This is a genomic window from Sphaerisporangium sp. NBC_01403 (assembly GCF_045040145.1).
GTDB classification, from domain to species: domain Bacteria; phylum Actinomycetota; class Actinomycetes; order Streptosporangiales; family Streptosporangiaceae; genus Sphaerisporangium; species Sphaerisporangium viridialbum.
This window is the reverse complement of record NZ_CP109534.1, coordinates 685,067-697,985: the sequence shown is the minus strand read 5'-3', so window position 1 is coordinate 697,985 and position 12,919 is coordinate 685,067. Positions and strand designations below refer to the sequence as shown.

The window sequence follows — 12,919 nt, the reverse complement described above, 5'->3', positions numbered from 1 at the left end:
CCGCCCGAAATGGCTGCATCGGATTGTGGTGATCACGAAGTCCCGAACATCGACACGCGCCGCCCTCTCCCATCCGACCTGCGCCGACCACAAGAACCGGAATCACCGCAACAGATCCATCCCGTACGACCGCAAGATCGCCACCGACCGCCCTCGCGCCTGAAGATCCCTGAAGAAGATCTCGACCGGATCGACCGGCATGCCGAACGGATCCACTAACCGCCACGGCATCCAGACTTCGCCGGTCTCCACCAACGCGCCTACCCGGGGCACGTTCAACGAGGCACGATCCGGATTTGACTCTCCGAAGACGATCATGGCCAGCGACCGTACACCAAGGAGTACCGATATGACCATCTACCAGTAGAAACAGCCCATCTTGTTCAGTCAACGGGCCCACCGGGTAGGTGTTGCCGTCCGCCCACTCGATGGTCTTGTCACTGCTGATCGTGGACCGGGTGAGGAACGCGACTTCGCGCCGGGGTCGCGGAAGACGACCGGGTGGTAGTCGGGGTGAATGCCCTTCTATTTGCCGGGGTTTGTCACGTTAATGACAACGGTTATCGTTTATTGACTCGGGAGGTCCTGTGCCCATTCGCGTCGTCCTCGTCGCGGGCCCGCATGCCCCGGCCCGTACGGCCACCGTCGATCAGCTGCTGACCGCGCACCCAGGATCGGTCGCGGTCCACCACGATCTGCGCGCGGTCACCCTGGATCGTGTCGAGCGAGTGGTCCGTGACCGGTCGGGCGTGCTCGACCTGGCCGAGGTCCGGCTTGCGCACGGACCTCGCGAACCCAGCTGGTGCCAACGGAGAGAACGGCCGGGGCCGGGTAGCGGCGCGTGGGGGACCCGGTGGTCCCGTCAGCGAGACCCCGGGTCGCGGGTCAGGGCGTGGTACTGCCGGACGTGACCGGGGTGGCGTCCTTCGCCGGGGCCAGCGCCGTCTGGTCGAGGGTCCCGGGCAGGGCCGACGGCGGCCGGGTCGTCCTGCGGCGTTCGAGCAGCACGTCGGCCGCGAAGAAGACGGCGAGGCTGACGGCGAACAGCGGGACGAAGTAGGCGATGACCAGGGTGACCACGGTGACCAGGACCAGCACGCCCGGGGAGAGCGACTGCAGGCTGCCGCGCGGCGCCGGACGGCCGAAGCGGGCGCCTGCGCCGTTCTTCCTGGTCGGCCTGCGCTGCCACCACATCCGGTAACCACGCAGGATGACGAGGATGAGGCCGACCGCCAGGGCGATGAGGACGAGCTGGTTGGCGAGGCCGAAGAGGATGCCCATGTGGGCGTCGATCGTCCAGTCGGTCATCTTGGCCATGAAGGGCCAGTCGGCGTGGTCGACGCGGTCGACGACTCCGCCTGTGTTGCCGTTGACGGTGATGGCGTCGAAACGGGTGGGCCAGTCGCGCTTGCGTTCGGCCACGCTCCAGGCCGACTCGGCGTCTTCCGGCGGCGTGATGAAGAGGGGGACCTGGAGACCTTGGGCCGTGGCGGTGGCCATGACCCCGTCGATCCCCGCTCCCGAGGTGAACACGGCGTCGCCACCGGTGGCCACAGGGGCGACGTGCTGGTGTCCGGCGCCGCCGCCGGTTGCGGCGGCGAGGCTCGTCTCCAGCGGCCGGCTGTGCCAGTCGAGCAGCGTCCGGACATCGGCGATCTTCGCCCCGGCGTGGTTGGACCAGGTCAGCCCGGTGGCCGACAGCAGGAGCAGCCCGATGGCGATCCAGACACCGGTCACCGCGTGCCAGGACAGGTTGCGGGACCGCCCACGGCTGGAGGTGTCCGGCAGGACGATACGCCGCAGCCGCCGCTCGGTGCGGCGCCGCCCGATCCACAGGGCGAGCCCGCCGAGGACGACGATCCACATCCAGCTCGCCGCCAGTTCACTGTAGTTGCGTCCGAACGCCCCCAGGTGCAGGGTGCGGTGGAGTTCGTCGATCCAGGCGCGTACGCCGAGCCACTGTCCGAAGGTCTGCACCTGGCCGCGTACCTCTGCGGTGTAGGGGTTGACGAAGACCGCCATCGCGTAGTCGGCGGGCACGGTCTCGTCGCTGAAGATCACCCGTGTCGTGCTGGTCTCGTCGATGGCGGGCATCACCTGGGTGATGTCGCCGCCGGGATGGGCCACTCTGGCCGCAGCGACCTGCTGACTGAGCGGAAGCACCGTCTCCCCCGCCGGGACGTGCAACTCGTGGTCGTACACGATCTGCTCGATCTGCGGCGCGACCGTGTACAGCAGGCCGGTGGAGGCCGCGACCAGGATGAACGGTGCGATGAACACGCCCGCGTAGAAGTGCATGCGCAGCAACAGGGGCCGCAGTTGTGTCCATACGCCGCGGCGGTGGGACGTCTGCGGGGTCTGCGCGGTGTCCGATTGGGGAAGGGGATCGGTGATCACGGAAATCCTCTCAAGGTCGGCTTCCGCCGTCCAAGACGTGCAGCTGATGTCGGCCGGCCATGTTCTCGCCACACCGGTTCGTCACACGTAGTCGTGGCCGATCTTCGTCTGGTTCCCTACTGGCCTCATGCGTTCATACCGTTATGAGCGCTATGTCAGTCTTGGTGTACATGTGAGCTGAGAGGCCGAAATCAGGCCCTTGCTCGCCCACTCGAACAGCTGCACCTCAGAAGCTGTTGAGGTTCGCGATCCCCAAGACCTGCGCGAGTTCTCGTTCACGCCAGGAATGCCGAGGATCGGCGCGAAGAAGCGCCAGTACCTTGTCTTTTCCACTGGCGGTCGGCTGCATATCGTCTGGCTGCTCCTGCTCCTGCTCGGGTGGCTGTGGCTGGGTGGGCGGCGGTGGTGGCGGGGCGGTCTGTCCCTCGTGGACCACGATCAAGACATCGGTGACGTTCTGGCTGGTCAGTGGGCATTCGTCATCGCCAGGGCGGGCGTGGTAGCGAGAGATGGGGATTCACCTTGCGGGCGCTGATGCGGGGGCGGCGTGGCAGCAGGCCTGCCAGGACCGCCCGGCGGATAACGCCGACCATGTCGACCGGGTCGGCGGCAACCACACCGGAGGAGGGATGATCTGATCACGAGCGGCCTGCACAGAGTTTTATGCCTGTTTGCTACCTCTGCCTATTTTGGCAGGGAGCGAGAGCGGCTCACCCGTCTCGGCGCACAACATGCGCCGCGATTGAGTTTGACAAACATGCCCCGTTTCCTTGACCGGAAGCGGGGCGTTTTCGCTGGTGGGCGCTACTGGGTTCGAACCAGTGACCCCTCGCTTGTAAGGAGCCAAGATCGCCTCGGTGAGGCTCTGACGTGCGGCGCGCCGTGCCCGGTAGGCCACGACGGACCATGCTCGGGACCGGCTAATGGCACGCTAATGGCACGGTGATCACGGTCATGACCTGCTCGTTGATCACGTTGAATGGCACGGAATGGCACGCGCTGAGGCACGCGGATGGCACGCAGATCGCCTTTGGATGCATAGCCCGGTGCGGACCCGCACAACTCCCCCACCTGATCACCCCGTCTGCCTCGGCCCACCGCGAAGCGGCAGCAGGCTGGCGACGGAGGCACAAGCCCGTCTTCGCGTGTACGTCCACCGGTCCCCGTTCCTCGGCGATAGGACGCCAACGGTCACAGACGGGCTTGTGCCGGAGGAGCAGGCCTGCTGGGCTCGCCTGGGTCGCGGCAGACGGGGTGATCAGCCTGCCCCCACCTCAGCCAGCTACGGCCCGCCAGTCACGCCCAGGACCCCACCCCGGAGCCGAGCGCCCCCGCCGGAGGCATGCTTTTCGCCCCGCGCACACCTCGCGTCCGGGCTGCGCCTCGTGGGGGAGGAATGCCGTGGCTTTACATGGCGCGGCAGGCGCATCGTCCATCCACCAATACCATCTTCGAGACCCGAAGTCATCTGACCTGGGAGTGCGGGCGCAAGCACCCGCACCGACACCTCGCCCCCGCCATGGATTGGCGGACCCAGGAGTTGCGTCCTCAGCTATCCTGCCGTGATGGCTAGCCGAGGTGCTGGTTCCTCAACGAAGAACTACAGCCCGCACTAGAATGGCGGAGAACCTCTCAATCTGCAACTGGATGACCGTGATGACCTCAATCGCCGCGTGGGTGGGCGTTGACTCGCGAGCTATCGCATCCCTATATATTGTTGGGGACAGTCGCATTTCGTGGACTCCTAGCAAAAAATGGGATCAAGGGCGAAAGGTCTTCGCCTGCATGAATCAGCCTCATTTGTTTGCGTACTACGGTGACGTACTATTCCCAGCCCTAGCAATCCCGACTATCGCCGATCGCATTGATCGCGGCCTGTTGCTTGAGGGTACTCGCGACTGGGGTCAAATAATCCAGGAAGCACTGAGGCGTCTGGCTATTGACTATCCAAAGCAGCAGCGAAACAACTTTGGAGTCCTTCATGGGTACCGCAGTGGCGCAGGCATGGAATGCACATTCCAGCTAAACGTTATTTCGTATGTTGCATCCAGAAACAAATGGTCAATGACGACTCCTGTCATGCCAGCCGTATCTTCATTCTTACATATAGCCGGGAGTGGGATCTCATCGGTCCGGGATAGTGATGCACTCTGGCGGCAGAGCCTCGAGGGCAATACGAGTCGAGCGGTTTATTCCGCTTTTCATGAGTCCGTTGGAAGCGGAAAGGACTCGAACACGGGTGGGGTACCACAATTGGGCGGAATATATCGGGTGGGCCCCGCTCGACTGATAGGAATTATTCAGAACGGTCAGAGATATTTTGCAGGCGCACCTCTGATTGGCTATGAAGAGCCATCTGCTATCGAGTGGCGGAATGAGCTCTTTGAACGAGTAGATGGACTAAATAAGAGGCGTTTCCCCACCGCCCAGAGGCATCGTTCGCGAACATAGAATGGCATAGTTTCTGCAGCTCTGGGCTAGTCGCTCGCAGGCTCGAATGACTACTGATATCAGAATCGGCTGAATAACCCAGTAGAGATCTTTTCGGCGGGGACTGAAGGTCTCCGGTTCTCGACCGAGGGGCCAGGACATGTCTGAGCACGTAAAGAAGCAACACCTGGTGTCCAAGGTGCTCTTGAAGCGTTTTACGGCGCTGGATGCGAAAAGTGGGGAGATGAAGCTTGTCAGCTTCGATCTCAATCATCCCAGCGCACGCACCCAGGTAAAGACCCCTACAGAGGTCGGCTATAGTATACATTTTGTATCCGTCGATTCGAGGTCCCTTGAGGAGCTCTGGGGCGAAACTGAACGGATGGTCCCGGCGGTTTTTTCGGCCATCGATCTTGGTGAGCCTTATAAACTCCCAGAGAATGCTGATGCACTCCGGAACCTAATAGCTCTGCATCTGGTGCGTTCGCATCGCTATAAAACTATTCACGAGACGTCGTACCACCGAGCGTTCGATGAGCTGCGGGCGAGGATGCTGGAGCAGCATTATGAGTCCCTCCAAAATGAAGCGCTTCGTGTGACAGGCTTGTACCTGCATGGCTCGGCTCTCGAGGCGTTCCTCGACCGCATGCTCCGTGACTCCGCACCTGCTAAAGGCTTTACTAGCGGCCAGCTACTGCGAACCAATATAGAAGAGATGTATCAGAAAATCAGGAACTTCATCTCAGAATGGGAGCCAGAGCTACTCACTGCCAAGGATGGACAGTTCATCATGGGAGACAGCCCAGCCACTACTCTCCGATGGCCATCAGGGCAACCAGATCTCAACCAACCTGTGCAGTTCAACGTAGCAATCACCGATGCCCACGCAGTGGTGCTCCCTATTGACCCCAAGCATCTCGTCGCACTTGGCCCCCGACGTGCAACCATGGAGGTTGAACGACCTGTGGTGGAGCGACTTAACGCGTACCAGGTGCTGGTCGCGCATCGGCATGTATTCTTCCGGCCGAACAGCGAAACAGAGCTGTTCATAAGAAATGTCTGTCCAAGAAGAACGCCTATAGCCCCCTCATGATCTGCTTGGATCTGAAGCGATTGGCGTCAACTTAGACCCTTTACGTAGCGGCCGGCGCAATGCGAAGCACCCGAAGGGGCGCGTAGTGGTTGGGCTGGTGGCACGAACTGGTGAGCGGCGGCGCGTCGCTTGGGCGGTGAGTTCGTTCGGCAACAGCGAATACGCCGGTCGGCGGAGGGCCCGGGCCGCCGTCGGCTGGGACCGGCGCCCACGCCGCACGCCCAGGCGGCGTGCGGCAGAGGGCCCGGGTACGGCGGCGCGGCGCGCCGCCGCTTGATACCTAAGAGAACAATTCGGCAAGATCCCGCGCTACGTGCGTCTAGGTTCCGACGCGGGAAGCACGGACAGGGCGAGATGCCAGGGGTAGGCGTCGGTGTGGTCGGCTCCGGAGCTGGGGGCGTGGGGCTCGAACTGTCCGGGACCGATCAGAACGTGGATGCCTTCGGCGCGTAGGTGGTCGACACTGCGGCGGAAGGGTGCTCTGCCGGCTAGGGCGGTGTTCACGAACGGCAGGATGATGACCGGGATGCCGAGGCCGGGGGCTTCGGCTAGTAGGCCGAGGGCGTAGGTGTCGGCGATGCCTTGGGCGAACTTGTTGATGGTGTTGTAGGTGGCTGGGGCCACGATGATGGCGTCTGCCCTGGGCGGCTTCGGTTCTCCTGGTTTGCGGTACTGGCTGCGGACGGGTCGGCCGGTCTGCTCCTCCAAAGCCGGCACGTCGATGAAGTCGAGTGCCGACGGGGTGGCGATGACCTGGACCGCCCATCCGGCGTCTTGGGCCAGGGTGACGAGTTTGCCGACGTCTGCGGCGGGGCCGGCGGCGCACACGATGATGTAGAGAACCTTGCTCATGCCGACACGCCGAGCATTTCGGCGTACTCGCGGGCTTCGCGCCGGACGGTGATGGGCGCGGTTGCGAGCAGGTCGCGAACTAGGCGCAGGGTGGCGGGACGCGCGGTGATCTCTTCGGGGGCGATCTCGCCGGCGGCGCGTAGGACGTAGAGGGCTTGGTCGTGTTTGTTCCAGGTGAGGAACGCGCGGGCAGTGTCGAGCAGGAGTGTGGCTTTCCGCTCGTTGATCGGTAGGGCGTCGATGTTGACCTGCCTGGCGTAGTCGACCGCGGTGCCGGCGTCGCCCATGGTGAGGGCGATGTTCACCCGGTGGCATAGGACGTTGTTCGGGCCGAAGGCGGTCCACATGTGGTTGCCGTCGTGGCCGAGTCGGCGCCCGGCCTGGTCGGCCTCGTCGAGGAGTTCGGCGGTGGTGTGCCGGTTTCCGGTCTGGGCGGCGGCGACGGCTCCGCTGAGCAACAGGGATCCGTAGACCGATAGGTCGTTGTCGCTCGGGTGGCCGAGGTCGGTGTCCATGCGCTGGGCTGCGGTGCTGGCCGTGGTGATGGCGGCGCGGTGGTGTTTGCCGTCCATGAGGGCGCGCGTGATGATGCGGGCGCTGGAGCCGATCACCAGGGAATTCTCTGAGGCGTGGGCGGCTTGGGTGCTGCGGTCGGCTGCCAGCCAGGCAAGGCCCTTGTCGTCTTGCTTGAGCAGGATGGAGGCGGCGACGTGGTGGGCTTCGGCGGACAGTACGTGTGCCCGGTGGCGGGCGTCCCCGGTCGTGGCTGTGCAGGCGATGCGCACCAAGCGGAGGAGGCCGGGAAGCATGGCGGTCACTTCGGCGTAGCGGCATGCCTGGTAGGTGCTCTTGGCCTGGGTGACGGCGCGGGCCAGTGTGGCAAGGTCGATGGGCTGGTCTGTCGGGGTGGGGTAGTCGACCAGGGCGGCGGCGATGTCTTCGATGCCGTCTGCTGGCCGGCTGGTTGGGGTGGGCTGGAGTACGGCGCTGAACAGGGCGGCGCCTGTCAGTCCGACGAAGTCGCGGCGTCTCATGGTGTCCTCGTCCTCCCCTGATCGGACGAGGTCCACAGTAGGTGGCGCTATATGAGATGGCTCGGCGGGTGGCGGGGTGGTATCCCGAGGAGGGATGGCGGCGGCCGAGCTGCGGGGTGCGAGTCCGAGACCGATGCGGGCGAGGTCGGGCATGGCCAGTCCATCGGCGACGCGCTCGAACACCTCAAGGGCTGTGACCTGCGCGGACCCGTTCATGATGGCGCTGACTTTGCCTTGACTGAGGCTGACGGCGATACCGATTCGGGTTTGGCTCATTCCGCCGTATTGGCGAACCAGGCGGAATATCTGGCCGATATCGCGGGCGCGTAGAGCCGCAAATACGTCTTGGCGCTGCCAGAACGTGGCAGATAGGCCGATGGGCTCGCTCGCCTGTGCCCGCATGCGCTGGTCCCCCGGGTCGTTACCGATCGCCGACCTACAACAGGTAGGGGACGTGGGGTTATCCCGTCAAGGGATAACGGCTCGGGATGGGTTACCGACTCGGCTTTCACAACTCTGGACCCATGCGTTTACAGGACGAGCAGAACCAGACGGAATGCCCCTCGTGCCGGGGAAATGGCTGGCGGTTCATTCGGGCGCATCGGGCGAATGCGGGGGCTCGGTTGGAGGGTGAGCCGGTAGGGCTTCGCCGGGTGGCGTGCTTTGACTGCCCGGACGGTCGGGAGGAAGCGGCATGACGGGCTCGATCTCACCGGACCGTCAGGAGGGCGGAGGGAAGGCGGACATGGCCGTCACCAGTGACGTCGTATCGCAGTCGACTGCGGCGTATTACGGCACTCTGCTGGGCGGGCTCAATGATGGGCTTCGGAAGCACGGGATCCGCGGCCTGGTGGTCCGGGTGATTCGGCTGCGTCTGCTGTTCGATGACCTGGGGATTCCGGGCTATGTGTCGCCTGAGCTGGAGGTGCGGGGAGCGGATAACCGCCTTCGTGCGACGGTGACGATCGTGACCGGTAAGAGTGAGCCGGCTTACTGCGTCCGTCCGGCCGGTGACGCGCCACAGTTCTTGTTCCCTGTGGAGGAGGGCCGCGAGGCGCTGGCCTACCTGGTGGGGACGGCCCGGGACTGGCAGGCGGCGCGGTGACCGCTCCTACCCTCGGCCAACTCCAGCAGCGCCATGGCAGAACATGGCAGATCCACGACTTTCATGGCGGGTGGATCGCCATACGCCACCATTCCTGGTCGGCTGACACCGAGAGGTCGGGTATCCGCAACGTTCTGGGAGCCGACACTCTTACCGATCTTGCTGCGCGGCTGGATGAGCAATCCAAGGTGGAGGCGCGACGCAACGGGCTGCGCCTGCACGGTCCGCGTACGGCGCCGGATGACGGGAGAGCCGTCTCGTCTTCGTAGTGTTCCGCGGTGTGAGCCTCCACGATGTGTCGTCGTGGGGGCTTATCCGTGTGCGGCGGCTGCGGCGTTCGTGGGGCTTTTGGTTGGTGCGCGTTACCGCTGGTAGGGGCTTCGCACAGCTTGGCTGTCCTGCTAACGTGCTTGATTAGGCAGGCAAGCTGATTGTGAGGTTCCTCGGATGTCGTTCGAGTACACGCCGCCCAAGTACGCGCAATTGATCGCCGAGATGGAACGGCGTATCGAGTCCGGGGAGTATCCGCCCGGCTCGCCGTTGCCGAGCGAGCATCAGTTGATGGCCGAGTTCGGGATGGCGCGTCCGACTGTGGTCAAGGCGCTGGGGGTGCTGCGGGATAACGGGTGGATTGTCACTCAGCAGGGCAAGGGACGGTTCGTGCGGGGTCGGCCTGCTCTGTCTGCGGGGCAGCATCCCCGTACCGGGCGGGGGCTGCTGGACCGTAAAGAGCTTCCGGCTACGACGCGGCTGGTGTCGGCCGGGCCGGTGAAAGCTCCTCGGCGGATCGCCTCCTACCTCGGGGCCGATGAGGGCGCCTCGGTGGTTCTACGTAAGACGGTGGTGCATCAGGGCGATGAGCCGTCGGAGATCGTCGCGGTGTGGGTGCCGGCGCACCTGGCGGAAGGTACGGCGCTGGCCGAACCGGGAGAGCTGGCGCACGGGGTCCGGCGGCTGGTGGAGTCCGCGGCCGGGGTGGGTCTGGATCACATCATCGAGCACATGACCGCGCGCAACCCGACCAAGGAGGAGCGTGACCTGCTCGGGGTGCCTGGTTCTGCGGCGCTGCTGGATCTGTTCGCGGTGGCGTGTGACGCCACGGGAAAGGCGTGGGTGGTGCTGGAGACGGTACTGCCGGGGGACCGCCACGAGCTGGAAGACGCCTACCCGATCCGGTAATTCAAGTTTCCCGATCTAGCCCGCTTGGTTTGCTTGACTAGCCAAGCGGGTTTTGCGTTTAATGGACATATCCACACTTGGTCAGTCAAGTTGGCTGGCTAGTTGAGAGGGGTGATGTTCATGGCGCTTCAGGGACCGATCCCGATCGGCTTCGAGCAGGTGTTCCCGCACGGCTGCTACGTCGTGGGGGAGGTCGAGCAGGTGAAGGACTTCGAAGCCTCCACCGCCGGCAAGTTCGTCCCGGCGCGGGACAAGAGCACGGGTGAGCTGGTGTGGCAGGTCGCGGTGATGGACGCCGACCCGAGCGTGAAGGCCGCGCAGAAGACGGTGTCGGTGAAGATCCTCGCCCCGGTGCAGCCGGTTCCCCCGGCGTCGATGGCGGGTCTGCCGTTCACTCCGGTGGAGTTCGACGGCATGACGGTCACCCCGTATGTCCACCAGGCGACGGGTCGGCTGGCGTACTCGATCCGAGCGCGGGAGATGCGCGCTCCCCGAGCCGTCGGCAAGCCCTCGGTGAGCGCCAAGGACGCGGCGTGATGGGCCGCCGGTCGGGGGTCTCGTGGACGCAGACCTTCGTGCACGTGCAGGGCCGGGGCGCGGTCGACTGCCACACCTACCCCGACCGTACGCCGATCTTGGAGCTGTCGGCCGGGGCGTCGGTGGTCAAGGTCGTGCTCCCGGCTACGTGGGTGGACGACGCCGTGCGGTTGTTCGCCCGGGAGTTGGCCGAGCAGGCGCGGGCCTTCGCCGAAGAGGTCGAGCGGCTCCACCACAACCAGAACAAGCGCGAATCCAAGCGAGAGGAGGAAGCGGCGTGAAGGGCTACAGCTACACCACGATCACCATGGAGCCGGGCGAGGCTCCTCGGGTGGGTATGCACGTCTACCCCGACGAGCACGCCCGGGTGTCCTACTTCCCTGCCAGGGACACCCCGGCGTCGTTCGTGTCGGTCGACTTCGCCGAGTCGCACCTGAGCATCGGCCTCACCGCCGAGACGACGGTGACCGACATGCACGTGAAGTTCGCCCGGGGCCTGCTGGAGGCTGCGGCGGGATTCCTGGCCGACTGTGAGCGGCTGCGCGACGAGCACGCCACCCGCACCGAGCACAACACCACCGAGCAGGCGACGCCGGCCAAGGTCGCCTGACCGTTTCGGGCGGGGCCGCCAGAAGCGCCAACTTCCGGCGGCCCCCGATCTCTCTCCCCCTGAAGCTCATTTCACGAGAAGAGGCGTTCAGCTTATGCTGCGTAAACTCCCCGGGGACTACACCCGGGACATCGTCTCCACCGTCCCCAACTCGCTGGTCTTCCGCCCGGTCGTGGTCAACACCCCGGCGATCTTCACTATCTTCTCGATGCTGTTCCGGACCGTCGTGGGCCTGGTCCGGATGGTGTGGCGGCACCCGATCGCCTGCCTGGTCGTGGCCGTCCCTGTGGCGTTATGCCTGCTGTACGGGTGGCGCGTCGCCCTGGTGGTCGTCGTCGCGGCCGTCTCGTCCCTGGCCGGGTGGCGGCTGACCGATCCTGTCTCGTTCACGGCCGGGGTGGGGCTGCGGCTTCGGGCGTGGTGGCGGTGGATGTGGAACTACCGCCGACACTGGCAACCGGTCATGGTCGTCTCCGGCCTCGCCAAGCACGTGGGAGGCCGTGAGTACCTGCCCCGCCTGCTCAAGGTCACCTGCACCGCGACGGGCGATGTGGTCACGGTGAAGATGCTGTCGGGACAGGCCGCGGCCGACTGGCAGGACAAGGCCGACAACCTCGCCCACGGGTTCGCCGGTCCCGAATGCCGGGTCAAGCTCAGCAAGCCCGGCCGTATAACCCTGGTCTTCCCTCGCTGTGATCTGCTCGCTACGCCCATCCCCGCGTTACCCATCACGGGGGATGTTCAGGTGTCGGCGGTCCCGATCGGGCTGCGGGAGGACGGCGCCCCGTACCTGCTCAAGCTGCACGGGACGCACGTCCTGGTGGCCGGCGCGACCGGTGCGGGCAAAGGCTCGTGGCTGTGGTCGGCCATCCGCGGCTTACTCCCCGCGATGCGCGCCGGGCTGGTCCAGGTCTGGGCGCTGGACCCAAAGCTCATGGAGCTGTCCTACGGTCGGGCGTTGTTCGGGGACCGGTACGCCGCCGATCCGGCCGACTGCGCCGATCTGCTCGAAGCGGCGGTCAAGGTCATGCAGGAACGTGCGGGCCGGTTCGCCGGAGTTCAGCGCAATCACGTGCCCACTGTGGAGGACCCGTTCGTCCTGGTGATCGTTGACGAGGTGGCGTTCCTGACCGCCTACCAGACCGACCGCAAACTCAAAGAACGCATCAGCGCCGCGCTGGCCACCCTGACCACGCAGGGCCGGGCGGTCGGCGTCGGCGTCCTGGCCGCGCTCCAGGACCCGCGCAAAGAGATCCTGAGCATCCGCAACCTGTTCCCCGACAAGATCGCCCTACGGCTCGACGAACCCACACAGGTGGATCTCGTCCTCGGCGACGGGGCACGCGACCGTGGCGCGCTGGCCGATCAGATCTCCTCGACCCCCTCGCGTGGGGCCGGCGTCGGGTACGTCCGGCTGGAAGCCTCTCCCGAACCGGTGCGGGTCCGGGCGGCGTTCGTCTCTGACTCCGACATCCGTGCCATGGTGCAGCAGTTCGCCGGGGTGGGTGAGGCACGATGACGCTGGCTCACTTCCTCGACGGGCTGCGCTGCTCGATGTGCCGCACGCTCAACATGCTCTGGCTCGACCCCGTCCGCGGCCTGGTCGAGTGCCACGAATGCGGTCAGACCGCGATCACCCTGCCCTGTGAGGACGGTGGTGCCCGGTGACCAACCCAAACGAC

At 65.1% G+C, this 12,919-nt stretch carries 13 protein-coding genes and 2 pseudogenes; 8 read left to right on the top strand and 7 right to left on the bottom strand.

The window, feature by feature from the left end; genetic code table 11:
* Positions 1-102: 102 nt before the first annotated feature.
* The 4 genes and pseudogenes from OG589_RS02965 to OG589_RS02950 all read right to left on the bottom strand — a co-directional run bounded on the left by OG589_RS02965 (position 103) and on the right by OG589_RS02950 (position 2,397).
* Positions 103-318 (bottom strand): hypothetical protein, encoded by a 216-nt coding sequence (locus tag OG589_RS02965; protein WP_405145897.1) that lies wholly within the window; start codon positions 316-318, stop codon positions 103-105.
* 79 nt (positions 319-397) lie between these two features.
* A pseudogene (locus OG589_RS02960) lies at positions 398-519 on the bottom strand (50S ribosomal protein L31); the annotation flags it as partial.
* A 41-nt stretch (positions 520-560) separates the two neighbouring features.
* Positions 561-782: a hypothetical protein gene (locus OG589_RS02955; protein WP_405145895.1), complete on the bottom strand. Its 222-nt coding sequence runs from the start codon at positions 780-782 to the stop codon at positions 561-563.
* Between the two features lie 103 nt (positions 783-885).
* Positions 886-2,397 carry a PepSY-associated TM helix domain-containing protein gene (locus OG589_RS02950; RefSeq protein WP_405145893.1) on the bottom strand — a complete coding sequence of 504 codons (1,512 nt, stop codon included), beginning with the start codon at positions 2,395-2,397 and terminating at the stop codon, positions 886-888.
* A 2,590-nt stretch (positions 2,398-4,987) separates the two neighbouring features.
* Between OG589_RS02950 and OG589_RS02945 the strand changes: the two genes are divergently transcribed.
* Positions 4,988-5,920: a DUF4238 domain-containing protein gene (locus OG589_RS02945; RefSeq protein WP_405145891.1), complete on the top strand. Its 933-nt coding sequence runs from the start codon at positions 4,988-4,990 to the stop codon at positions 5,918-5,920.
* Between the two features lie 309 nt (positions 5,921-6,229).
* Here the strand turns inward: OG589_RS02945 and OG589_RS02940 are convergent, their stop codons facing one another.
* The 3 genes and pseudogenes from OG589_RS02940 to OG589_RS02930 all read right to left on the bottom strand — a co-directional run.
* Positions 6,230-6,772 carry a flavoprotein gene (locus tag OG589_RS02940; protein ID WP_405145889.1) on the bottom strand — a complete coding sequence of 181 codons (543 nt, stop codon included), beginning with the start codon at positions 6,770-6,772 and terminating at the stop codon, positions 6,230-6,232.
* Positions 6,769-7,806 carry an XRE family transcriptional regulator gene (locus tag OG589_RS02935; protein ID WP_405151947.1) on the bottom strand — a complete coding sequence of 346 codons (1,038 nt, stop codon included), beginning with the start codon at positions 7,804-7,806 and terminating at the stop codon, positions 6,769-6,771. Before OG589_RS02935 ends, OG589_RS02940 begins: the two co-directional genes overlap by 4 nt.
* 204 nt (positions 7,807-8,010) lie before the next feature.
* Positions 8,011-8,082 (bottom strand): annotated as a pseudogene (locus OG589_RS02930) (hypothetical protein); the annotation flags it as partial.
* A 418-nt stretch (positions 8,083-8,500) separates the two neighbouring features.
* Here OG589_RS02930 and OG589_RS02925 point away from each other — a divergent pair.
* The 7 genes from OG589_RS02925 to OG589_RS02895 all read left to right on the top strand — a co-directional run bounded on the left by OG589_RS02925 (position 8,501) and on the right by OG589_RS02895 (position 12,905).
* Complete coding sequence (locus OG589_RS02925; protein WP_405145887.1) at positions 8,501-8,911, top strand: hypothetical protein; 411 nt, start codon at positions 8,501-8,503, stop codon at positions 8,909-8,911.
* A 447-nt stretch (positions 8,912-9,358) separates the two neighbouring features.
* Positions 9,359-10,090, top strand: coding sequence for a GntR family transcriptional regulator (locus OG589_RS02920; protein ID WP_405145885.1), 732 nt, complete (start codon positions 9,359-9,361; stop codon positions 10,088-10,090).
* 120 nt (positions 10,091-10,210) lie between these two features.
* The gene (locus tag OG589_RS02915) at positions 10,211-10,627 is read left to right on the top strand and encodes a plasmid replication, integration and excision activator (protein WP_405145884.1); all 417 of its coding nucleotides are present in this window, start codon (positions 10,211-10,213) and stop codon (positions 10,625-10,627) included.
* Positions 10,627-10,908, top strand: coding sequence for a hypothetical protein (locus tag OG589_RS02910; RefSeq protein ID WP_405145883.1), 282 nt, complete (start codon positions 10,627-10,629; stop codon positions 10,906-10,908). The genes OG589_RS02915 and OG589_RS02910 overlap by 1 nt, the downstream gene beginning before the upstream one ends.
* Entirely contained in the window at positions 10,905-11,237 is a 333-nt protein-coding gene (locus OG589_RS02905; protein ID WP_405145882.1) for a hypothetical protein, read from the top strand. Before OG589_RS02910 ends, OG589_RS02905 begins: the two co-directional genes overlap by 4 nt.
* Positions 11,238-11,331: 94 nt before the next feature.
* The gene (locus tag OG589_RS02900) at positions 11,332-12,756 is read left to right on the top strand and encodes an FtsK/SpoIIIE domain-containing protein (protein ID WP_405145881.1); all 1,425 of its coding nucleotides are present in this window, start codon (positions 11,332-11,334) and stop codon (positions 12,754-12,756) included.
* A complete protein-coding gene (locus tag OG589_RS02895; protein ID WP_358554431.1) occupies positions 12,753-12,905 on the top strand; it encodes a hypothetical protein in 153 nt (50 codons plus the stop codon). The genes OG589_RS02900 and OG589_RS02895 overlap by 4 nt, the downstream gene beginning before the upstream one ends.
* The last annotated feature ends 14 nt before the right edge of the window (positions 12,906-12,919 follow it).

Bases quoted from the DNA above. Each gene is read 5' to 3' on its own strand.
- OG589_RS02925 (WP_405145887.1), top strand. From the start codon at position 8,501: ATGACGGGCTCGATCTCACCGGACCGTCAGGAGGGCGGAGGGAAGGCG.
- OG589_RS02915 (WP_405145884.1), top strand. From the start codon at position 10,211: ATGGCGCTTCAGGGACCGATCCCGATCGGCTTCGAGCAGGTGTTCCCG.
- OG589_RS02910 (WP_405145883.1), top strand. From the start codon at position 10,627: ATGGGCCGCCGGTCGGGGGTCTCGTGGACGCAGACCTTCGTGCACGTG.
- OG589_RS02965 (WP_405145897.1), bottom strand. From the start codon at position 318: ATGATCGTCTTCGGAGAGTCAAATCCGGATCGTGCCTCGTTGAACGTG.
- OG589_RS02935 (WP_405151947.1), bottom strand. From the start codon at position 7,806: ATGAGACGCCGCGACTTCGTCGGACTGACAGGCGCCGCCCTGTTCAGC.
- OG589_RS02895 (WP_358554431.1), top strand. From the start codon at position 12,753: ATGACGCTGGCTCACTTCCTCGACGGGCTGCGCTGCTCGATGTGCCGC.
- OG589_RS02920 (WP_405145885.1), top strand. From the start codon at position 9,359: ATGTCGTTCGAGTACACGCCGCCCAAGTACGCGCAATTGATCGCCGAG.
- OG589_RS02940 (WP_405145889.1), bottom strand. From the start codon at position 6,772: ATGAGCAAGGTTCTCTACATCATCGTGTGCGCCGCCGGCCCCGCCGCA.
- OG589_RS02945 (WP_405145891.1), top strand. From the start codon at position 4,988: ATGTCTGAGCACGTAAAGAAGCAACACCTGGTGTCCAAGGTGCTCTTG.
- OG589_RS02900 (WP_405145881.1), top strand. From the start codon at position 11,332: ATGCTGCGTAAACTCCCCGGGGACTACACCCGGGACATCGTCTCCACC.